Origin of the sequence: Ktedonobacter racemifer DSM 44963, assembly GCF_000178855.1 — a bacterium.
Taxonomy (GTDB): Bacteria; Chloroflexota; Ktedonobacteria; order Ktedonobacterales; family Ktedonobacteraceae; genus Ktedonobacter; species Ktedonobacter racemifer.
On sequence record NZ_ADVG01000004.1, the window covers coordinates 1,061,574 to 1,083,166 of the forward strand.

Here is a 21,593-nt window from a genome sequence, read left to right on the forward strand (position 1 = left end):
TGGAGTTCAGACACAACTCCAAGCCCTCGGCTTTCGCCGTAGGGTACTGACACTTTATACAGCAAACACCTTTTTTTCCTTGATTGACCCCAACGGCTCTGTTATAATTAGGGCGCTTAGATGCATTGCTTTCAATATAGTACTTACATGCAAAAACATTAGGAATGTAAGGTGGTATTATTGCTATGTTTTGTCCCAATTGTGGCAGAGAAACGCTATCAGATGGATTATTCTGCAATTATTGTGGAACGCGATTACCTACACCAGGACCTACCTCGAAACAGGAAGTAGAAGATGATAAGACGGTAAGCGTCAATACTCAACCTGACGCCGGCAAAGCTGAAAACGAGGTTTCCAGCCAATCAACACAGGCAACCACTATTCAGGCTCAGTCTCCTGTTGAGGATACGCCTGCAATCAACGAGACCGGGCCGATCAATACACCTTCTCCACAGGTTACGCCTGCCTCATCCCAGCCTTTGACAAGCGGCCCCCACCCCTCACATCCATCCGTGCCAACAATGCCGGGCGGGTTTTCGGGTGCCTATCCTCCTGTACCGCAGGCTCAGAGCAATCCCAATTATTTTCAGTCTGGCATTCAGCCGGCGCTTCCTCCGCAGGCGGCTTCGGGTGCCAACTATGCCCCGTCTCCCTATCCAGCACAGCCTGGAGCGCCAGCCCAGCCCCGGCAGCCTGTGGTTATCGTGCTGCCAGAGCGACCCAACTGGGCACAAAAGTTTACTATTCGTCTCTTTCAACCCTACCTGGCAAACAATGCTATTTTCGGGATCATCCTGGGCGCGCTGGTCTCAACTCTGCTTGGCATGCTCTGCTTTTTCTGCATTATCAGCCTGCTAAGCAATGCTGTACCGGAAAACATTTCCCGACAGTACTATGTTGCTTCTAGCGACACCCACATAGCAAACGCTGGGGAGCTTACCGCTGGCAATCTGCTCCAGTTCCTGCCTCTACAGAGTCCTTTTCGCGATTCTGCTGAGCTATTTCTAATCTCTCAAAACGCGCAGACCACTCTGCAAGATACCTTTCCTGGCGGTTCGAACGGGACGGTTACTACCTATACTGAGACGATGACCTCGCCCTTCCATGGCCTCCTGCTACTCCAGGCTCTACTCCTGGCATTGGGAGGTTATATCGCAGCTAGCACAGACTTCCGCAATAGACGCGGCGCCTCCCTGGTACGGGGCATGGCCATCGCTATTCCCTATACCTTCCTGCTCTTCCTGCTCGCAACCCAGGTCAACGGAAACATCCCCCCGGTGGGCAGCACCTCTGCGACACAACAGAGCATCTCCACAATTTCCATTGATAGTACAACTCTGCTCCTGTATGGTCTGTTGTGGGGAGCAGTTTTTGGCCTTGTGGGCGCTGCAATCAAGCTAGGGCAGGGACAGATGCGCCATCACCTGCATCGCTATCTGTATACCCAGAGACATCCCCAGCTAACTGGCATCATCGCTGGTGGGCTGAGCGCACTCCTGCTGGGGCTCTCTCTGGCTATGATCTTTGGCTATAGTTTGTATTCACAGATCAGCCATTATCCTGCCAATAATTCCATTCCCGACGTGATTTTTAACCCGGGCCGCATCGCGGACCCCAACATCGGCCCGCTTCAGGCAGTAGCTGTTTTTGTCCAGGGACTGATGCGAGCCGTTGGCCTTCTCGCCTATGCCTGTGGTATTCCTCTTGTTGTCCAGCACGCTAAGGGACAAGATGGCTACCCTGGTATAGAGCCGGGCTCCTACCAGATATGGAAACAGCTTGGCATGGGAATTCAAGCCCACCCCTGGGTCTTCGCGCTCCTGCTGGTGCCTATCGTGGCGCTCTTCCTGGGCGGACGGGCAAGCGCGGCAATTTCACGCGTGCGTGGTATCGGCCCCGGTGCCATCCAGGGCGCTCTTATCTCGCTCCCCTTTACCGCCTTGCTGCTGCTCTTCACCGCGATCAATACCAATAGCGTAACCCAGTTCTCTACAGCCAATATAGCCAACCCAGGCACCATCTCTATTGGGACACAGGCAGGAGATGTGTTGCTCTGGGGCCTGGTCAGCGGGGTGCTCCTGGGGGCGCTCGGTGGAGCCTATCAGAATAGCGGCTTACGCTCGGTCATAAGTAGAGTGCTTGGCCTCCTGGTTAAACCAGTCGCGCTCCTCTTTACCCCGCTCTATATCTTCTTTGATCTGCTCCTGGGGCGCCCTCGACAGATGAAGCGGAGTAGCGCCTATGTACTGCTCTATACAGCGCTGATTGTGGCGATTGTGCTGGGTATTCTCTCTCTCTTCGTTGGATTGATGCTGGTCCAACAGGCTCAGGCGCTTACCCGCGAGCAGAGCGAGAATTTCCGCAATGTTATGACGCTCTTATTGATTGCTCTACCTGGTATCTTGCTTGTAAGTTCGGCAGCAGCGGCCCTGGCCCACGACCCGCTATTGCCCTACTTTGCTTCACTCCAACCCCAAACAGGGGTACAACCTCAACCTCCGACGACACCGCCAGTCGAAGCATCACAGCCGTTTACAGAATCAAATATTCAGGGAGGGAACGCATAATGCAGCCTGGTACCACCATCCCTACATTTACACCCACAAATTCAGGCTTTTATCCACTGCCAGCGGGATTGAGCACACGGCGACGCATTGCGCTGGTACTCACCATTCTGGTGATCATTGCGATCCTGGCTGCCAGCTTGATCTGGCTCTCCTGGTCAGGCCAGCGAGGATTGGAACTGGGATACCCCCAGCCTGTCGTGCACATCAATCAATTGACGGCGCAAACCTACCATACGCAAGACGAAATTCAATTTAGCGCCCAGGGTACCGGACGCGATTTGAAATACACCTGGGCCTTCGACGATACGCCCTCCGCGAACACCAGCGATACCTCAAACACCAGTAGCAGTGGAACCAATGTCGTAAATAAAGAGGGCCAGCACGTCAACTTTGTCTTTACAAGCGTAGGCTCACACAACGTCACAGTGACCGTGACCGATCCGCTAGGACATATAAGCCAGGATAAAATGTCTGTCACTACCTATCCACCCAAACCGGTCGTCACCTTCACGACAGATAACTCCTTTTACACGTATGTTTACTTCCGCGTCGATACCTCAAATATCGGTGAAAGCACATCAATTGCTAGCTGCACCTGGGACTTTGGCGATGGCACAGTCGAGGACGATACTAGCTCTTATAACTGTACTTCAAATTCACACAGCTATAGTAAAGGCGGAACCTATACAGTAAAACTCGTGGTCACCGATACTTTCGGCCAGAAAAGCGACCCAGCCACGCAGACTGTCCAGGTTCAGGGTTCTTAACGCCCTTTTACACAAACCTGATAATTGAAGCATTCGAGAAAGAGGTGTATGCATGGGAAATTGGGCAATGCCCAATTTCCCATGCATACACCTCTTTCTCCCTGCACGCCGTAGGCGCGAAAGATTAGATATCCATGCTTGCTTTATCCATTAACACATATTAAAATAAATTTGTACACCTCTTCTATGGTCTGCCTGCTCAGTTGCCACAAAAGGAGGCGTGGAAATGCCCTGGACAGTCAATCGCTACTTTACCCTGGCTATCGCGATTATATTCCTCATCGTAGGCACCATTGGTATTGCGTACTCCGCAGATATGCAAACAGGACACATGCTCATCTTCGATGTCGATGTTGTACACAATATGGTGCACTTCCTGACCGGAGTGGTAGCTATGGTCGTGGCTATTATGGGTCCCACGTGGTCCAGGACCTTTAACCGTACGATAGGCGTGATCTATCTCCTGGTAGGGCTTCTCGGCCTGGCCTATCCCGTTCTCTACTTCGATGGTCGCCTGCTGGGCATTATGCATGCCAATCTGGAGGATCATATCCTCCATCTCTTACTCGGCGTTATCGCCCTGGCCATTGGCTTTGCCGCCGAACGCCTACCCGGCGTGGCAACAACCTCGCCACCCGAAGCCTCCATTCAGGATGCTGGCTAAACGCTTGCTACACGCTCTTAAACAAGACAACTGCCTGGCATTTCAAGCTCCAGGCAGTTGTTTGACTATACTTTTATGCTAGACACATTGCTTGTAGCGCTCGCTCATCAAGTGTAGGACCTCCATGCCTGGTAGCTCCCAGAGCGCTTGATTGAAGATCTCCACTTCAATGGGGCCGCTATAGCCTGCGGCCTCCACCAGACGCCGCAGGCGGCGCAGGTCGATGACGCCATAGCCCATCATGCCCCGGCCATTCAACATATCGGGCGTGGGTACAAGCCAGTCACACACATGGAAGCCCAGGATGTGGCCACTCGCTGCGGCAACCTGTTCTTCCAATTCGGGGTCCCACCATACATGATAGGCATCAATGATGACGCCAACACCTGGATGCGCCAGGCGCCGCACAAGCCGATTTGCCTCGCCCAGGCTGACGATCACTGAGCGATCGCCCGCGTACATGGGATGTAGTGGCTCGATACCTAGCTTTACGCCGTGCTCTTGTGCATATGGCAGTAAGATGCTTATCGACTCTTCGACATAGGCACGCGCCGCAAGCAGATCCCGATCCGCGGCGGGGCCGCACACCAACACCAGCGTCTCTGTTCCCAGCACTGCTGCCTCTTCTATGGCGCGCCGATTATCATCGAGACGCTCCTGGCGCTCCCGCGCACTCGCGGCACAAAACCAGCCGCCACGGCAGAGGCTGGATACCTTGAGACCCGCGTCACGTACAAGGCGCACACTCTCCTGTAGCCCAGCCTCAGCCACCTTGTCGCGCCAGAGACCAATCGAGGGGATACCAACGCGGACGCAGCCCTCAACGGCCTCGCGTACGCTCCAGGGCTTAGTGGTCATCTGATTCAAGCTCAAGCGCGAGAGATTTGAGAGATTTGAGAGATTTGAGAGATTTGAGAGATTTGAGAGATTTGAGAGATTTGAGAGATTTGTAAATATGTCGTCGTGCATGCTTCTTCCTCTCTAGGCCATGCCAGCCACAGCCAGCACACGCCGCATGCGTTCACAGGCCATAGCAGGATCTACAAGCAGGCCCGCCTTATCCGCCAGGATAAACAGGTCGGATAGGTGCACAAGCGAGCGCGCGCTCTCCAGGCCTGCTACCAGGCGAAAATGCTCCTGGTGCCCATTCAGGTATGCCATAAAGACGACGCCTGTTTTGTAGTAGTAGGTAGGAGCCTGGAAGATATGACGCGAGAGCGGCACCGTGGGTGCCAGGATGGCTCCATAGCGCTCCCATTCCTGGGCATCTAACGCTTGAAAAGCAGCAGCGGCGGCGGGCGCGATGGCGTCAAAGATCCCCAGCAAGGCGTGACTATAGCCCTGTTCATCTCCACGAATGAGGCGGGCAAAATTGAAGTCGTCGCCGGTATACATGCGCACTCCCTCCGGCAGGCGACGCCGCATCTCGACTTCGCGCTCAGCATCTAAGAGTGAGATCTTGATGCCGCCAATCTTGCTCACGTGGCGCTGAATGAGGTCGAGGCAGGCCTCCATCGCCGCACCATGCTCAGCATGCCCCCAATAGGAGGCAAGAGCGGGATCAAACATCTCGCCAAGCCAGTGCAGAATAACGGGTTGGCTTACCTGCGAGAGAATGGCATCGTAGACGTAGACATAATCCTCTGGCGCACGCGCACAGGCAGCAAGGGCGCGGCTCGCCATCAGAATGATGCGTCCACCCTGCCCCTCGATAAAGGCACACTGCTCCTGATAGGCCTCTATGACATCGGCGAGGGTCAGGCCCGGCCTGGGCAGTAGGTGATCTGTACCTGCGCCACAGGCGATCTCACCCCCATAGGACCGCGCCTCAGTCAGCGAGCGGCGTATCAACTCTTGAGATACCATCCAATCCAAACCCATGCCGCGCTGTGCCGTATCCATGGCTTCTGCGACTGAGAAGCCCAGGCCCCAGAGATAGCGGCGATAGGCCAGGGTCGCATCCCAATCCAATGTCGCTCCGGCGCCAGGAGTATTATCGGCGAAGGGGTCGGCAACCACGTGCGCAGCTGCGTAGGCCTTGCGCTGGCGCGCTGGCGCGCTTGTCAGGGAATATGGTGAGACCTCTGAAAGGGTGTATGTTTCCAGCGTATGGTTAACGCGTGGCAGACGTATCTGATAGGTCATGTGTGCTTCACTCCTCACCTAACTCAGTTCAGCAGCCAGGTCGGGAACGTCTACCCAGCGTCTCTCCTGCCAGGAGCGTAGCCCCAGTTCGGCTACCTGCACGCCTCGAGCGCCTGCCAGCAAATCCCACGGGAAGGGGGTATCACAGGCGACATGCTTGAGGAACATTTCCCACTGGACCTTGAAGGCGTTCTCAAATATGGCATTATCTGGCACGTCCTGCCAGTTGGCATAGAAATCAATGGGGTTTGGAATGTCAGGATTCCAGACCGCTTTTGGCGTGTTCACGCGGCTCTGCACCTTGCACTCGCGCAAGCCAGCGACCGCGCTGCCATGTGTGCCATCAACCTGGATCGAAAGCAGTTCATCGCGATACACACGAACGCACCAGGATGAGTTAAAATGAGCTATAATACCACCAGCTAGCTCAAAGGTGGCATAAGCGGCGTCATCAGCGGTACTGGCATAGGGCTGGCCCTGCTCATCGACGCGCTCAGGAATATGCGTAGCTCCCAGGCAGGAGAGGGCCTGAACCTCACCAAAGAGGTTCGCCAGGACATAGCGCCAGTGACAGACCATGTCTACAATGATGCCACCCCCATCCTCCTGGCGATAGTTCCAGGATGGTCTCTGCCCAGGCTGCCAATCGCCCTCAAAGACCCAGTAGCCAAACTCGCCGCGCACCGAGAGGATACGCCCAAAGAAACCACTATCGATCACACGTTTGAGCTTTAAGAGGCCTGGCAAAAAGAGCTTATCCTGTACCACACCATGTTTGATCCCCGCCTGGCGCGCCTGGACTGCCAACGCGAGGGCTTCCTGCGTATCGGTCGCGGTCGGTTTCTCGCAGTAGATATGTTTCCCGGCACGAATGGCGGCACTGACGCTCTCATAACGCTGCTTCGTCGTCTGGGCATCAAAGTAAATCTCGTCTTCCTGGTTGCGCAAACAACTCTCCAGGTCGGTGCTCCAGCGTGTGATGCCGTGCGCTCGCGCCAGAGCCTCTATCTTTTGCGCATTGCGCCCAACCAGAATAGGATCGGGCATTAATACATCGCCATCAGGCAGTTTGACGCCTCCCTGCTCACGAATGGCGATAATCGAGCGGATCAAGTGCTGATTCATGCCCATGCGCCCGGTAACACCATTCATAATGATGCCAATTCTACGTGTTGCCATTGTCCATTCCTTTCGCGGCTATGCCACACTATCTCGCCATCGAGAAAACGTTATCCTCTCGCTCTCATGTTCAGGATAAAAGAGAAGGGCTTTATAAGCTCTTATTCCCAAAATATGACTAAGTTCAGGTCCATTTTATAGTAAACGTTTACTGTTACTAACTATAAACACCCCGGAGTATTTTTGTCAATGTCTTTTCTCCTTCACGCGGGCTTCTCAAAAGTTATCCATGTCATGCCCTTCCTGCTCATCCCTCCTTACCCTTGAGCGCAGCAAGCACGAAAGCGGATGCTCAAAAAGAACTTTTGAGCATCCCTGTCTTCCACTTGACAAAAGTGGGGGACTCAGGAATACTTGCATAGTAATCCATTACTAATACAGCTTGCATATGTGCGCAATGGGGAGTAGAGAGTTAGAGCGATGGGGAAACAGTTAGTCTCAATTGTGGATGTGGCCAGGCACGCCGGGGTCTCGGTGGCCAGCGCCAGTCGTGTTTTAAGTAACGCCTCCTATCCCGTCAGCGAGGAGACACGCGGCAAAGTGCTGCAGGCCGCCCAGGAGTTACATTATGCACCTAACTCTCTGGCACGTAGCCTGCGTGCTCAACGCAGTAACCTGGTCGCAGTCCTTGTGGGCGATAACGCCGATCCCTATTTCGCTGAGATTACACGCGGTGTCGAAGAGGTGGCGAACGATTGCGGCTATCTCACTATCGTCTGCAATACTGAGCGCAAAGGTGAGCGCGAGCTACACTATCTCCAGATGCTCCAGGACTACCGCGCCGATGGTGTCATCTTCGCGGGAAGCGGCCTCAATGAACCTGGCCATACTGAGCGTCTCAATACCATAGTGCAAACTATGCGTGAGCGCGGGGCAGCAATAGTAACCCTGGCTCAACATACACTTCAGGTACCCGCTATCCAGGTTGATAATGCTAGCGGAGCGCGTGCCATGACACGCTATCTATTGGAGCTGGGACATCGGCGAATCGCGTTTATAGGCGGCCCCTCCAACCTGATTGTGGCCAATATGCGTCTACAAGGCTATATGGCCGCGCTCATTGAGGCAGGCCTGGATGTTGATCACACGCTTATCCTGGCGGGAGGCTTTGACCGCGAGGGAGGCGAACAGGCGGTGCGCAACCTGGCCCAGTTGCCTGAGCCTCAGCGTCCCAGCGCGATTTTCGCCGCCAACGACGAGACGGCCTTTGGCGTTCTTCGAGGACTTAACAGCCTCGGCTGGCGCGTGCCAGAAGACTTCTCCGTCTGTGGCTTTGGTGACCTACCCATGGCCCAGGTGGTTGTGCCCGCCCTCACGACAGTCCATATTGGCCTGCGCAATTTAGGCCGAAGCGGCATGCGCAAGCTCCTGGCTCAACTGCAACATGAGGACGCCATAGGCTCCGAACTGCTGCCAGTACAAATTGTGCCCCGCGCTACTACCCGAGCCTACGCACCACTACAGACAAGCTAGCATCATGCCTATGGCCTACCATGCGATGTTGACGAAAAAGTACGGTATCCCTATAGCCAGCAAAACTATACTCGCATAGTCGCACTCATGAGATAACCTTTTCCTCACCGATAAACCCTCAGGAGATTTCCCTAAGAGGCAGATGATAGAGAAAGGTTTTTAGGCGTACTGAATAAGTACAGGCATTGCGTTGGACTCACAAACATTGTAATCTGAGGAAAGGTATTGTCACGATAGATTTGACGAAGGAGCAATTCTTGTGAGTAGTGAGGCACTGTCACTGCCACCAGTGCTGGCCCCCAAACTCCAACTACCACGTTTGCGCCCATCACTGGTGCAACGCGAAGCGCTTCAGGCATGCCTGGACGCCGCCTCCGAACGCAGGCTGACCGTTGTCTCTGCCCCCGCCGGGTATGGGAAAACTACGCTGGCCAGTGCGTGGGCGACCCATCGCAACACATGCCAGGCATCACCCGCTGTGGCCTGGCTAGCACTCGATGAAGGTGATAACGATCCCATTCGTTTCTGGCGCTACTTCATTACCGCCTGCCAGGAACTCTACCCAGGTGTGGGGCGAACCACGCTGGCGCTATTACAGTCGCCGCTTCGGTTGCAACCCGAGCGCTTGCAGGATATGGTTGTCTCCTCCTTCCTCAATGACCTGAGCAGCTACACCCAGGTGGGTATGGTGGTGTTAGAAGACTATCACGTCATCGTGACACCAGAGATACATAAAGCTCTGGCGAGGCTGTTTCAGCTTCACTCATCTGGCCTGCGCCTGATCCTCTTGACTAGAAGCGATCCTCCCTTACCATTGGCGCGCCTGCGTGCCAGCGATGATCTCTATGAGTTGCGTAGCGCTGACCTTCGTTTTACTCTTGAGGAGACGCGACTCTTTCTCAGAAACTCGCTTGATCATCCGCTACCCGATAAAATCGTTCAGCACCTCTACGAACGCGCTGAGGGCTGGCCAGCTGGTATCCAGTTGGCTTCATTGGCCTTACGCGGGCATGAAAACACGCCCGAAGCTGAACAGATTATCGCAGACCTCTCTGGTCGTCATCGCCACATACAAGAATACCTGGTCGACGAGATCCTACGTGAACAGCCTGAACACCTCCAGACATTCTTGCTTCAGACAAGTCTGCTCGATGGTCTGACATCCTCCCTCTGCGACGCAGTAACTGGTCGGACTGATAGTGCTGCAGCGCTTGAGCATATGGAGCGCGCAAACATGTTTCTGCAGCCTCTCGACGGCGCGCAAGTCTGGTATCGCTATCACGCTCTCTTTGCTGAAGCTATGCAGCACGAGGCCCAGAGACGCCTTGGCGAGGAAGAGATTTATGCGTGCCTGAAGCGTGCCAGCGCATGGTTTGAGCGTAAGCATATGCTGCCGGAGGCGATTGAAACTGCTATGCGTGCCCATGACTTTACCAACATGGCGAACCTCATCATACGCCTCGTGGAACCCTGGGGTGATTACTTCGAGCACCAGACGCTCTGGCGCTGGCTGAGAACGCTGCCACCAGAGGCTATGGAAGCCCAACCTGGTCTGGGCTTCCTGTACGCTGTAGCGCTGCTTTTTACGCAGGATCGCTATGCTCCGCTTACGAAGGCACGCATCGAGGTCCCCCTGCGCCTTGCGGAACGTTACTGGCACGATGAGGGCAATGTGAAGCGCCTTGCTCAGATCCTGGCGTTCCGTGCGCTCGTCGCACTCTGGCAGGAAGAGTATGCCGAGTCGTTCCGCCTGGCACGAGAATCCCTGGTTCATCTCGCGGACCATGAAGTGCAATGGCGCGGTATGAGCCTGTTGAATGTGAGCCTGGAGGACCTGTGGGCTGGGCGCTTCGACAAGGCCTGGGAGGCCTGTATCCAGGCTCGCCAGCTTCTCACATCCTGTGGTTCGACCTCTCCCATGCTCGCGTCGATCGCCGCCCAGGCTGAAATGAGCCACTGGCGCGGCCAACTCCACCAGGCAAGTACGTTCTATAAACAGATCCTCGCAGAGATGGAGAGCCAGAATATGAAGGAATACTGGCTCGATGATAAAGGGGGCGCGCTGCTCGGGCTGGCACATCTCTCCTACGAGTGGAATATGTTGGAATGCGCGGAACAGCAGGCACGCGAGGCTCTCTCTATAGGTCAGCATCGCAAAACGGAAGAGCTTAAAATCCGGGCCTTGTTCTTGCTAGCCCGTATAACTGGACAGCAGGAGTATGCACGGAATGCGTCCTCCCTTCTGACACATGTACAAAGAGCGGGTCTGCGCCGTGAACTGCTACTGGAGCAGGCTAGCGTAGCACTCGTACATGGCAACCTGGCGACCGCGCGGCGCTGGTCTGCCAACCTTCCTTGCCATGAAGAGTCCTTGACCTACCTACTCCGCGAGCGGGAGACACTGGTCACGGCACGCCTGCTTATCGCGCAAGAGTATACAGCCAAGGCACTATCTGTACTCTCATCACTGCTTCCCCAGGCCCGCGAGCAAGGCCGGGTGAATAGCGAATTAGAGTGCCTCACACTAATGGTCCTGGCCCATGCTACTGAGCGTGAGGATGAGAGCGCCTTGCTCAATGCTCGACGCCTTCTCCTCCTCGCGCTTGAGAAGGCACATCCTGAGGGATATCAACGTCTCTTTCTCGATAAGGGTGAGCCAATGTGTATTCTCTTGCGCACGACCATCCGTGATATCTCTGACAACTCTCTGCGTGTCTATGCCCACGAACTCATCCGCCACTTCTCCGGACCCGATACCGTTCCTGGCGAAGACCTGCTTAGTCCTCAGGAAGTGCGTGTCCTGCGCCTGCTTGCGGCTGGTCGTTCTCGTCCAGAGATCGCAAGCGAGCTGATCGTCTCAGTCAATACCATCAAGACCCAGATCAGGAGTATCTATCACAAACTCAATGTGTCCAGCCGTAAAGATGCCTACGATGCCGCAAAACGCTTGCATCTACTCTGATCAATTTTCCTACCGTTGCAAAACATGATACTATGCGATGTTCACGCACTTGAGAGCACGTCCTTCCTCAGATGAGACGTCGAAAGGATGGCAAGCACCTCTCTGGGCTGAGAGGTGCGCAGTGCGATGGTGTAGGACCATCCGGCATAGTACACATGTTTGCCCTCTCGCGGGCGGGGTGTGATCCCCTGCGACGGCAACAGCAGCGTCGCCTCCTGCCCGCTATACAAGCAGGAGTTGACCTCCAAAGAAGTCACGCGGTACGACTCGTACCGCCTGGTTTGCTGATAGGTGAGGAGAAAGGCCATGCCCAGCCGGGCGATATTGAGCGACGCCGCGTAATCCCTCGCCCCCTTCCACAGGCACTCGGGGTTCGAGCAGCAGAGCATCGGCCCCCACGAGATGGCCTGTGTGCGGTCCTCTGGTGCCGCAGAGGCGTACGTCTTGGCCGGCTCACCACAGCGAGGGCAGGTATGGGTCGTGCCACGCGCTTCCACCTGCCGCGCCCGGATGCCCAACAGGTGGCACTTGTATTTGAGGACGCGCCAGAGCTCACCTCGCACCGTGGTATTGTTGCGCCAGTTGCGGAAGCGTCCCCGCACCCCACGGCCACGCCCCTGCGTCTTGAGCGTCCTGAGGTCTTCTCCGCAGATGAGCCGGCAGTCGGAGAGCAGCGCCAGCAGGATCAACAGGTTCGAGGCCAGGTGCGCCAGTTCGCGGTTTCTCCGCTCGTAGCTCTTCCAGCACTGGCTGATGCGCGCATCGTACTCCCGGACCCGCTGCTGCCAGCCCGCAAGATGCGCGGGGAGTGGGACCCCATGCTCCTGGTGGGCGGCCTGGGCCTCCTTGACGAACTGTCCGTAGCGATCGCGGCAGGCCTTGAGCCGATCAATCTCCCTTCGCAAGCGCGCCTGCCTGCCATCGATGCCGCCCGTATCCAGGAAGACCGGACGGCTCACCTGCCGGGACCGCTCCTCGTCGCCCTCCTCCGGTCGTTGCAGGATCGAGACGGTGATCAGCGAGCGCACGCCCCAGTCCCAGCCCAGCACGCGCGTCTCCTGCTCGAGCGGAGAGACGTACCTGGCCGGTACCTCCAGGGTGAGATCGAGCACGGCCACGCGGCTGCCATCGTCGCCCCGGATCTCTCTCAACGTTGGCGCCTGGGGGAGAGCCCCTTGCGCGAGGGACGCGCAGACGGCGGGGGGCAGCGCGATGGCCTGGCTCCAGGCTCCCCAGCTCCATTTCCCCTGGTCATCGGGGGTGCGCAGTCGCAGGGAGAGCGATGCGAGTTGTCGCTCTTGCCTGCTCTCGAGATCGCAGCCCGGGGCCAGCTCGATGCGTGCCCGATAGGTCTGCTCTGCCTTCATGCCGTCGTCTCCGGCGAAGGTCAGGTGACCGACCGAGAGGACGGGCACGGGTTGAAGGGCTTCATAGGTGCTGGGGAACGCTCCGGTTTGCAAGTACCAGTTGCAGGCCTGTGCCATGAGATTGGTCATGGCCACAAACGCCTCAGCATCCTCCCCGGCATCCTGCAGCTGTGCGCGCGAGGTGCGAACCTGCTCGTTGATCTGCCGGTGATCTTTTCTGGCGGGCCGCTTGCCTTGGGCGGGGATGATCAAGCCCTCGGAGAGCAGGGGCACGATCGCCTCGAAGACGCGCTTGCGGCTGGCCTGGGCGCGCAGGATGCGGCCCGCCTGCTCCATCTCGCAGCGCTCCTGGCGGTTGCCGTGACCAGAGCGGATGAGCAGGTGGCGCTCGACCTGCTTCCAGGCAGGACCGGCCCTCTCGCCAGCAAAGGCATCGAGCTGGGGCCAGAGCGTGGTGATGATCTGGTTGATGGCGAGGCGGCTGGCATCGAGGAGCCGCAGGGCCTGAGCTTGCATGCCATCGGGCACGCGGATGGGGAACGAGAGCGTTTGCGTTTTGACCACCTGCGTCCTCCTGGTTTCTGACCCCGCGAGACGATTCGCTGCTGGGCCATCGATGCGTTGACCTCGATACCTGAAGTATACGAAAAATCAACATGTGTTGCAACTGTCAGCACCCTCCTTCAATCATCCTCTTAATCACCCTTGCAGGGTGATAGCGATCCCCAAACCATATCCGTAGATAGGATAGCGCGGATAAACCGCGAGACAAAGATAGCAATTGAAGGGGTAACCACATGTTTCGCAAATGCACTATCCTATTGTCTATATGTAGTTTGCTCTTGTTAAGCATTATTGCCTGTAGTAGTAGCACCGCGAATGACACGCCCAATACCGTTCATATGAGCGATAACTCTTTTGTGCAGTCATCAATCACCATCAAGAAGGGTGATAGTATCACCCTTGTAGCCGACACCTTGACGCCGCATACTATCGCCAATGGGACCTGGGACAACGACACGGCCAAGCCTTCTACCGAAGCGGGCGCGCCCACAGTCAAAAATCTTCAGGTTAGTGGCAATAGTTCGACGTCCATTGGTCCTTTTACTACTGCTGGCACCTTTCACCTCTACTGCACCATACACGGGGGGATGCAACTGGAGGTCATCGTCAAATGATCGAGAATCGTGAACAGAGGGTGATTAAACCGCCAGTCACCCATACCTATGGAGCTGTGACTCGCATTTTCCAGGTAATATATGTTATCGTCGCGTGGCTCTTTGCGCTTGGCGTGCTTATCCAGGCTTACCTGGCTGGCATGGGCATCTTCACCAATGTGAGTTGGTTAAAGGATCACTCAAATCTAGGCTGGGAACTAGGAAACTTCTCCATCCTGATGCTGATCCTGCTCTTCCTGGGCCGCTTTCCACGCCGAATTATCCTATTGCATCTCTTGCTCATTGTAGACGTGGTGTTTCAGGTAGGGCTGGTCTCTTTCCTGCGCCTCTTTAAGGTAACGGCCCTTACCGCGTTGCATCCTGCCAACGCCCTGCTGCTCTTTGGGATCGCGACTATTCTGGCCTACAGCGCGCACAAGTGGACGCGCTCGACGCGCCAGGCAAGACGTGATTAAACACAGTACGTTGAAACGTCTGAATACACTCTCACGGGGTCGAACGAGGCCTCCCGGAAGCGCTAAAGAGGTGAATAGTCTGTAGACTATTCACCTCTTCCTAATTTCCTCACCTCTTGCTATAACCTGCGCTTGCTACTACAACTCCAAAAGTGCTTTGAAAGTAAAGTGGTGATAATAAGTACCATGTTACACTTGTATATACTCACATCTGAACATATACTTGCTTTTGTAGATTATTGATTTTGCCTCACGCTTCACAGCTCCTGACTATTTGTAGTGGTAATCTCACTGGCGCATCGGCGCGCCGAAAGGAGCGAGCACCGACTATGCAAAGAACGCTCATTACGCTCACAGTCAATGGAGAAGAGAGAGAGGTTGCGGTCCTCCCCCATCATACACTCCTGGAGGTATTACGCGAAGATCTCGGGCTGACTGGTACCAAACATGGCTGTGAACTAGGCGAATGTGGTGCCTGCACAATCCTGCTGGATGGTGAACCTGTTCTCTCCTGCCTGGTGCTTCCCCTGGCCATACAGGGCCGCGCTATTACGACTATTGAGGGCCTGGAACACCATGGTCAACTTCACCCCCTACAGGAGGCCTTTGCAGAACTGGGCGCGGCCCAGTGTGGCTATTGCACTCCCGGAATGCTCCTGGCGGGTGCGGCCCTGCTGGCAAAAATTCCTCAGCCTACCCGCACACAGATGAAGGAGGGCCTGGCCGGCAATCTCTGTCGTTGTACTGGCTATACCAAGATCTATGAGGCATTGGAAAAGGCGGCTGAGCGAGGAAAGGGAGAAAAACAGGAGACTGCCGTGCCAGCTTCATCGCCGAACGGGATAGGAGGCAAACGACAATGAAAGAACAGCAATTGGACAACAGGCAGCCTCACCCCTATAGTATAATCGGTACGTCCAGACCTAAAGTCGATGCCTACCCCAAGGTTACTGGTCGCGCCCTGTATGCAGACGATATCTCACTACCACGCATGCTCTATGGCGCGCTGCTGCGCTCCCCTCATCCCCACGCCAATATTCTCGCCATTGATACACGCCGCGCCCTCGATCTTCCAGGCGTGGTCGCCATCCTCACAGGCTCAGACCTACCACACAAGTTCGGTATCCTCCCCTCCAGCCAAGACGAGTACGCCCTGGCGCGCGATAAAGTACGCTATGTCGGCGATCCCGTGGCTGCTGTGGCTGCGCTCGATCCCGAGACCCTTGAGCAGGCCCTGAAGCTGATCGAGGTTGAGTACGAGGTGCTGCCCGCCTTAATGAGCATCGACGAAGCCCTGGACCAACCCGATGTCAAGATCAATGAGGAGGCACGCATCGGCAATATCCACAAGGCCGTCGCCTATGAATTTGGAGATGTGGAGGCAGGCTTCGCTGAGGCCGACTACATGCGCGAGGACTGGTTCTACTACGAGGGCAATACACACGCACCAATCGAGGAACACGCCTGCGTGGCGAACTGGGAACCTAATCCCAGCGACCCCATAGGCGGAAAACTCACCCTCTGGAGCTCAACTCAAACGCCTCACTATGTACATCGCGAGTTGAGCAAGGTCCTGAGCCTGCCTCAATCGCATGTGCGTGTGATCGTCCCCAATGTGGGTGGCGGCTTTGGTGGCAAGTCTGATCCTTTTTCACACGAGATCTGTGCCGCCGAACTCTCACGACGCACTGGACGACCCGTAAAGATTACCTGCACACGTGAGGAGGTCTTCCTGCTGCACCGGGGACGCCATCCCGTCAAGATGTGGATTAAGACGGGCGTAAAGCAGGATGGTACGCTAACAGCTATGCACTTCCGCTCCTTCCTGGATGGAGGGGCATATGGCTCCTATGGCATCGCGACCACCTATTATACTGGTGTGCTCCAGACTGTCACCTACAAGTTGCCGTCCTATAAGTTCGAGGGTATGCGTGTCTTTACCAATAAGCCTCCCTGTGGTCCCAAGCGTGGACATGGCACGACCCAGCCACGCTATGCCCTGGAGGTCCACCTGGACAAGCTGGCATACGATCTCAACATAGATCCTCTTGCCCTGCGTAAACATAACCTGATACAGCCCTATACCCGCACCATCAATGGGCTACGTGTAACCAGTTGCGCCCTGGATAAGTGCCTGGACGTTGTCACCGAGCGCTCCCACTGGTATGGAATGCGCCAGAGTACTCCAAATCAACCGTCTGTGGTGGGTCCACTTCGCCGGGGCCTGGGTATCGCCGCCGCCTCCTACATATGTGGCGCAGGTAAACCTATTTACTGGAACGATATGCCGCACTCCGCGGTGCAGATTCGCCTGGACCGTGGCGGCGGCGTGACCATCTACTGCGGCTCAACGGATATCGGGCAGGGCTCGACATCGATTCTGGCCTATATCGTCGCCGAGGAACTGGGCATCACACCAGAGCATATCCACGTGGAGACCGCTGACACCGCACTTACTCCCGTTGATTTGGGTTCCTACTCCAGTCGTGTGACCTTCATGGCGGGCAACGCTGCCATCAGCGCGGCGCGCAAGCTCAAGGAGCAGCTTTTTGAGGTCGCAGCCACACGCCTGGCTGTTCCGGCTGAACGCCTGCTCGCAGCAGAAAACGCTCTCTACGACGAGGATGATCCTGGTCGTTCGCTACCTTTCGTCCTGGCAGTCCAACTTGCCGAGACGAAGTTTGGCGCGCTGGTCGCGGCTGGAACATACGCGCCCCCCGAGGGCATTCACGGCGATTATAAGGGCGCGGGCGTCGGCCCATCACCAGCCTACTCCTACTCGGCCTGCGCGGCCCAGGTGGCAGTCGACATAGAGACTGGCGAGCTGACCGTTGAGAAGCTCTGGCTGGCCCATGATGTTGGGCAGGCTATCAATCCCCTGCTTGTGGCGGGCCAGGTCGAGGGCGGGGCATATATGGGCCATGGCGAGGCCGTGATGGAGCAGCAAACTTTTCGCAAGGGTCGCCATAAGCTTCCCTCTCTGCTCGACTATAAGCTCCCTACAACCCTGGATACACCCGAGATTGAGACGATTCTTATCGAAGAGGCCGACCCGGAGGGGCCCTTCGGAGCCAAGGAGGCGGGGCAGGGGCCGCTCAATCCCGTGATTCCAGCCATAGCCAACGCCGTTTACGACGCCGTAGGCGTCCGCATTGATGAGACGCCCATCACGCCAGATAAGATTCTTCAGGCCCTCAAGGCTATCTCTGGTAAACGTGTCCAGGCGCGTACAGTACAACCAATTACCATCCCCAATCCCTGGCCCACCCGCCTCATTCAATGGCAGCCCGACGAGCAGGCAAAAGTTATTGAGCCTGCATCACGTTATGGCTATAAGAGCAATCAGCGAGCTACGTTGATGAAAGGAGGAGATGCCTGATGCTTCGCCTTCCCCCATTTCGTTACCTGGCACCCTCCACACTTGCTGAGGCCGCGCATATGCTCAGTGAGGAGGGCGAGCAGGCGATGCTGGTCGCGGGCGGTACCGACCTCTTCCCAAATATGAAACGCCGCCAGTTTACCCCGCAGGTCCTCATTGGCATCGGCAATCTTCCTGAGCTAAGCCCTATCACAGGCTCGCCCGAGAGTGGGATGCACATTGGCGCGGGCGTGACACTCGCCAGGCTCTCCGAGCGATCCGACATCCAGAGTGCTTACTCTGCCCTGGCCAGCGCGGCTAGCTCGGTCTCGACGCCTCAATTACGCGCTATGGGTACGCTTGGCGGCAATATCCTGCTTGATACACGCTGCAACTATTACAATCAGAGCGAGTTCTGGCGCCACTCCATTGGCTATTGCATGAAGAAAGATGGCGAGATCTGTCTGGTCGCGCCGGGCAGTCCACGCTGCTGGGCCATCTCCTCCGCCGATACCGCACCTGTACTACTCAGCCTGAAGGCCCAGGTGCGACTCGTTAGCGCACGTGGAGAACGCATGTTACCAATCCAGGAACTTTATCGCGACGATGGCATGCATCCCTATACCCACGAGCCTGATGAGATACTGCGCGAGATCTATCTCCCGCCTGCTGAGGGCTGGAAGAGTACCTACCTCAAGCTACGGCGTCGTGGTTCATTCGATTTCCCCCTACTGGGTGTGGCCATCGCTCTGCGTCAAGAGCACGATGGCACCATACAAGAAGCGCGCATCGTACTTGGAGCAGTCGCCTCGTATCCGATTGTAGCAGAGAAAGCCGCGGCGCTCCTACATGGTCAGCGCCTCAGCGTCAATCTCATTGAACATGTCGCCCAAGAGGCCACCAGGCTCGCCAAGCCACTCGATAATGCCGACCTTACTATCAACTACCGCAAACAGGTCACGCCCGTATACATCCGGCGCGCCCTCAACCAGTTTCTTACTGAATAGCAATCAATAAGTGGAGTAGAAATTATCCGCATGAACGTGTACGTTCAGAGAGGATGACGGGACCATGATGGACCTGGAAGGCGCCACGAGGGCGCAGATCGCTGCTCATCAACTACAACGGCTCCAGGAGGGGCTACGCCGTATCTCCACTCATAACCGCTTCTATGAGCGCAAGTTCGCCTCCGCCGGGCTTAATATTGATGATATTCAATCTATAGCCAACCTGGCATGGCTCCCTTTTACTATCAAGCGCGAGTTGGTGGCCGATCAAGAGGAGTATCCCCCCTTTGGGAGCAATCTGACTTATGCGCCATCGGCCTATATACGCCTGCACCAGACCTCAGGTACTACAGGTCACCCATTGAAGATTCTTGATACACAGGAGAACTGGGACTGGTGGGCAAAGTGCTGGGAGACTGTGTATAGGGCGGCAGGCGTGACGAAGGAGGACATTCTCTTTCTGGCCTTTGGCTTTGGCCCTTTTATTGGCTTCTGGTCAGCTTATGAGGGGGCTAAACGCATAGGCACATTGACTGTGCCTGGCGGTGGCATGACCTCGCTACAGCGATTGCAGGCCCTTCAGGATGTGGGCGCGACAGTCCTGGTCTGCACACCAAGCTATGCCCTGCACCTGGCCGAGATCGCTCGCGAGCAGCATATTCCTTTACATAAGAGCCGCATCCGCCTGACCATTCACGCAGGCGAGCCAGGTGCCTCAATTCCCGCAACACGCAAACGGATTGAGGAGGCCTGGGGCGCGGAGACCTTCGATCATGCAGGTATGACCGAAATAGGAGCCTATGGCTTCACCTGTAGCGCACATACCGGCATCCATATCAATGAAGAGGAGTTCATTGCCGAGATCGTTCAGCCCCATTCTGGACAGGCAGTTACGGAGGGCGAGAAGGGCGAGCTGGTACTGACCAACCTGGGGCGCTGGGGCAGTCCCGCCTTGCGCTATCGCACGGGCGACCTGGTTGAGCATGGGGGCTATGCCTGCGCCTGTGGACGAGGCTCTCTCCTGCTGAAGGGAGGTATTCTCGGACGCGTGGATGATATGCTTATCGTACGCGGGGTCAATCTATATCCCTCGGCCCTGGCAGATGTACTGCATCGCTTCCCTGAGATTGCGGAGTACCAGGTGCTCGTTACTCGTGATGGCGGGATGGATGAAATCACACTCAGAGTTGAGTGTCCCGCAGAGCTTGTTCCGCGCCTTCAGGAGAATCTACGGCTTGCCTTCAGCCTGCGCATCCCTATAGAGGCCGTTGAGCCGCAGACGTTGCCGCGCTTTGAACTAAAGGCCCGGCGTGTCATCGATCAACGACCTCGTGCATGATTTAGGGAGAGAAGGCTACCTTCTTATACGTTAATATTGAAACAAGCCTTCTAGTACAGATCTCCCTTAGATCAAGCCTTATTTGGATCGGGAACTTCGCCAAGCACGGTCACAAAGGTCCAGAGGGCGCAGAAGTCCGGCGAGTTCATGTCTTCCAGTGCCAGGTGATAGAGGCGGTCTAGCTCTTGCTGCGTCGCCAGTCCTAACTGGAGCAGGTATGGCTGCACCAGTTTATAGACCGTCTGCCCATTCTGATAGGCTCGCACATGCTCAAGACTGTTTGCCGAACAATCAATAGCATAGCTGAAGAGACGCACATTGCAACAACCCGCGTCCTGCAACAGGCGCTTCATCACTGGTATAAGGCCGAGGTGGCGCCCATCAGGTGAAAAACCAAGTCCCCCCGCCTTCAGGCTCTGGGCAATCAAGGCGTTCAACTGTTCACAGGCAGCACTATTGGTGAGCGGCGCCTCCGCTTCTACGACGCGAATAGCTCCGCCCGGTCGCGTGATACGCGCGCATTCCCGCAAAAAGGTGGGCCATTTGCTCGTTGGCATAAAACTAGAGAGCAACCTCGCATTGACAAGGTCGAATGTATTGTGGAAAAAATCCAATGGCCTGGTTACGTCCATGAGGTGCAAGTGCAGATTCTGTACATCCTCTTCCTGAGCCTGTGAGCGCGCATATTCTAGCATTCCCGGGTTGATATCAACGCCCGTCACCTGGACAGTCGGGTGCGCAAGCGCGATATCAACGGCCCATCCTCCGGCGCCACACGCGATATCAAGCACATCTTGAATATAGGAAAAGTCGCTTATCTCTGGCAGGGCACCTCCCATGCCATTCGCCAACAGGCGATGCTGTTTACACAGGCGCGCGACCTCACCGAAATTATCGGCATCTATAAAATATGTGCTCTCACCAACCTGTTCTTCTCTCTTAGCTTCAATAGCTTCCCATTGCTCCGACATAGAGTCCTACTTCCTTAAAGTATCAAAAATAACCTCTCTCCAAAACAATTATAATATGCTGACTTTAGTACCGCAATATAGCTTAACCTCTTGACACGTATCCTAATTACGGTTTAGATTACAATAATTGCGTATTTCTGTTGCCTCTCATCCACCATACA

General features: G+C 55.9%; 16 protein-coding genes. 11 read left to right on the forward strand and 5 right to left on the reverse strand.

All coding sequences use genetic code 11. The features are described from left to right. The first annotated feature begins 185 nt into the window (after positions 1–185). The 3 genes from KRAC_RS46310 (at position 186) to KRAC_RS46320 (ending at position 3,998) form a co-directional block, all read left to right on the forward strand. Positions 186–2,567 (forward strand): zinc ribbon domain-containing protein, encoded by a 2,382-nt coding sequence (locus KRAC_RS46310; RefSeq protein WP_007919212.1) that lies wholly within the window; start codon positions 186–188, stop codon positions 2,565–2,567. Next, entirely contained in the window at positions 2,567–3,334 is a 768-nt protein-coding gene (locus KRAC_RS46315) for a PKD domain-containing protein (protein WP_007919213.1), read from the forward strand. Before KRAC_RS46310 ends, KRAC_RS46315 begins: the two co-directional genes overlap by 1 nt. Positions 3,335–3,560: 226 nt before the next feature. Beyond that, positions 3,561–3,998 carry a DUF4383 domain-containing protein gene (locus KRAC_RS46320; protein WP_007919215.1) on the forward strand — a complete coding sequence of 146 codons (438 nt, stop codon included), beginning with the start codon at positions 3,561–3,563 and terminating at the stop codon, positions 3,996–3,998. Positions 3,999–4,076: 78 nt separating this feature from the next. Here KRAC_RS46320 and KRAC_RS46325 read toward each other — a convergent pair whose 3' ends face one another. The 3 genes from KRAC_RS46325 to KRAC_RS46335 all read right to left on the reverse strand — a co-directional run bounded on the left by KRAC_RS46325 (position 4,077) and on the right by KRAC_RS46335 (position 7,322). Next, on the reverse strand, positions 4,077–4,856 hold the full coding sequence (locus tag KRAC_RS46325) for a sugar phosphate isomerase/epimerase family protein (protein WP_040447938.1): 780 nt from the start codon (positions 4,854–4,856) through the stop codon (positions 4,077–4,079). 123 nt (positions 4,857–4,979) lie between these two features. Next, positions 4,980–6,143, reverse strand: coding sequence for a dihydrodipicolinate synthase family protein (locus tag KRAC_RS46330; RefSeq protein ID WP_007919218.1), 1,164 nt, complete (start codon positions 6,141–6,143; stop codon positions 4,980–4,982). An 18-nt stretch (positions 6,144–6,161) separates the two neighbouring features. Beyond that, positions 6,162–7,322 carry a Gfo/Idh/MocA family protein gene (locus tag KRAC_RS46335; protein ID WP_007919219.1) on the reverse strand — a complete coding sequence of 387 codons (1,161 nt, stop codon included), beginning with the start codon at positions 7,320–7,322 and terminating at the stop codon, positions 6,162–6,164. Positions 7,323–7,742: 420 nt separating this feature from the next. Here KRAC_RS46335 and KRAC_RS46340 point away from each other — a divergent pair, with 420 nt between their 5' ends. Together KRAC_RS46340 and KRAC_RS46345 are read left to right on the forward strand one after the other, a co-directional pair. Beyond that, positions 7,743–8,795, forward strand: coding sequence for a LacI family DNA-binding transcriptional regulator (locus tag KRAC_RS46340; RefSeq protein WP_007919220.1), 1,053 nt, complete (start codon positions 7,743–7,745; stop codon positions 8,793–8,795). A gap of 259 nt (positions 8,796–9,054) precedes the next feature. Continuing rightward, a complete protein-coding gene (locus KRAC_RS46345; protein ID WP_007919221.1) occupies positions 9,055–11,757 on the forward strand; it encodes a winged helix-turn-helix domain-containing protein in 2,703 nt (900 codons plus the stop codon). 41 nt (positions 11,758–11,798) lie between these two features. On the opposite strand, the gene KRAC_RS46350 is transcribed toward KRAC_RS46345, so the two are convergent. Further along, positions 11,799–13,640, reverse strand: coding sequence for a zinc ribbon domain-containing protein (locus KRAC_RS46350; RefSeq protein ID WP_338010162.1), 1,842 nt, complete (start codon positions 13,638–13,640; stop codon positions 11,799–11,801). A 281-nt stretch (positions 13,641–13,921) separates the two neighbouring features. On the opposite strand from KRAC_RS46350, the gene KRAC_RS46360 reads away from it, so the two are divergent. The 6 genes from KRAC_RS46360 to KRAC_RS46385 all read left to right on the forward strand — a co-directional run bounded on the left by KRAC_RS46360 (position 13,922) and on the right by KRAC_RS46385 (position 20,461). Continuing rightward, the gene (locus KRAC_RS46360; RefSeq protein ID WP_007919226.1) at positions 13,922–14,302 is read left to right on the forward strand and encodes a cupredoxin domain-containing protein; all 381 of its coding nucleotides are present in this window, start codon (positions 13,922–13,924) and stop codon (positions 14,300–14,302) included. After that, entirely contained in the window at positions 14,299–14,757 is a 459-nt protein-coding gene (locus KRAC_RS46365; RefSeq protein ID WP_007919228.1) for a DUF6220 domain-containing protein, read from the forward strand. Before KRAC_RS46360 ends, KRAC_RS46365 begins: the two co-directional genes overlap by 4 nt. Positions 14,758–15,086: 329 nt before the next feature. Beyond that, the gene (locus tag KRAC_RS46370; RefSeq protein ID WP_007919230.1) at positions 15,087–15,620 is read left to right on the forward strand and encodes a (2Fe-2S)-binding protein; all 534 of its coding nucleotides are present in this window, start codon (positions 15,087–15,089) and stop codon (positions 15,618–15,620) included. Then, positions 15,617–18,136, forward strand: coding sequence for a molybdopterin cofactor-binding domain-containing protein (locus KRAC_RS46375; RefSeq protein WP_007919232.1), 2,520 nt, complete (start codon positions 15,617–15,619; stop codon positions 18,134–18,136). Before KRAC_RS46370 ends, KRAC_RS46375 begins: the two co-directional genes overlap by 4 nt. Further along, entirely contained in the window at positions 18,136–19,122 is a 987-nt protein-coding gene (locus tag KRAC_RS46380; RefSeq protein WP_007919234.1) for an FAD binding domain-containing protein, read from the forward strand. The genes KRAC_RS46375 and KRAC_RS46380 overlap by 1 nt, the downstream gene beginning before the upstream one ends. A 64-nt stretch (positions 19,123–19,186) precedes the next feature. Beyond that, positions 19,187–20,461: a phenylacetate--CoA ligase family protein gene (locus KRAC_RS46385; RefSeq protein WP_007919236.1), complete on the forward strand. Its 1,275-nt coding sequence runs from the start codon at positions 19,187–19,189 to the stop codon at positions 20,459–20,461. Positions 20,462–20,532: 71 nt separating this feature from the next. Here the strand turns inward: KRAC_RS46385 and KRAC_RS63915 are convergent, their stop codons facing one another. Further along, positions 20,533–21,432 carry a class I SAM-dependent methyltransferase gene (locus KRAC_RS63915; protein ID WP_007919237.1) on the reverse strand — a complete coding sequence of 300 codons (900 nt, stop codon included), beginning with the start codon at positions 21,430–21,432 and terminating at the stop codon, positions 20,533–20,535. Between the last annotated feature and the right edge of the window lie 161 nt (positions 21,433–21,593).

Bases quoted from the DNA above. Each gene is read 5' to 3' on its own strand.
- KRAC_RS46310 (WP_007919212.1), top strand. From the start codon at position 186: ATGTTTTGTCCCAATTGTGGCAGAGAAACGCTATCAGATGGATTATTC.
- KRAC_RS46315 (WP_007919213.1), top strand. From the start codon at position 2,567: ATGCAGCCTGGTACCACCATCCCTACATTTACACCCACAAATTCAGGC.
- KRAC_RS46320 (WP_007919215.1), top strand. From the start codon at position 3,561: ATGCCCTGGACAGTCAATCGCTACTTTACCCTGGCTATCGCGATTATA.
- KRAC_RS46325 (WP_040447938.1), bottom strand. From the start codon at position 4,856: ATGACCACTAAGCCCTGGAGCGTACGCGAGGCCGTTGAGGGCTGCGTC.
- KRAC_RS46330 (WP_007919218.1), bottom strand. From the start codon at position 6,143: ATGACCTATCAGATACGTCTGCCACGCGTTAACCATACGCTGGAAACA.
- KRAC_RS46335 (WP_007919219.1), bottom strand. From the start codon at position 7,322: ATGGCAACACGTAGAATTGGCATCATTATGAATGGTGTTACCGGGCGC.
- KRAC_RS46340 (WP_007919220.1), top strand. From the start codon at position 7,743: ATGGGGAAACAGTTAGTCTCAATTGTGGATGTGGCCAGGCACGCCGGG.
- KRAC_RS46350 (WP_338010162.1), bottom strand. From the start codon at position 13,640: ATGCAAGCTCAGGCCCTGCGGCTCCTCGATGCCAGCCGCCTCGCCATC.
- KRAC_RS46360 (WP_007919226.1), top strand. From the start codon at position 13,922: ATGTTTCGCAAATGCACTATCCTATTGTCTATATGTAGTTTGCTCTTG.
- KRAC_RS46365 (WP_007919228.1), top strand. From the start codon at position 14,299: ATGATCGAGAATCGTGAACAGAGGGTGATTAAACCGCCAGTCACCCAT.
- KRAC_RS46370 (WP_007919230.1), top strand. From the start codon at position 15,087: ATGCAAAGAACGCTCATTACGCTCACAGTCAATGGAGAAGAGAGAGAG.
- KRAC_RS46375 (WP_007919232.1), top strand. From the start codon at position 15,617: ATGAAAGAACAGCAATTGGACAACAGGCAGCCTCACCCCTATAGTATA.
- KRAC_RS46380 (WP_007919234.1), top strand. From the start codon at position 18,136: ATGCTTCGCCTTCCCCCATTTCGTTACCTGGCACCCTCCACACTTGCT.
- KRAC_RS46385 (WP_007919236.1), top strand. From the start codon at position 19,187: ATGATGGACCTGGAAGGCGCCACGAGGGCGCAGATCGCTGCTCATCAA.
- KRAC_RS63915 (WP_007919237.1), bottom strand. From the start codon at position 21,432: ATGTCGGAGCAATGGGAAGCTATTGAAGCTAAGAGAGAAGAACAGGTT.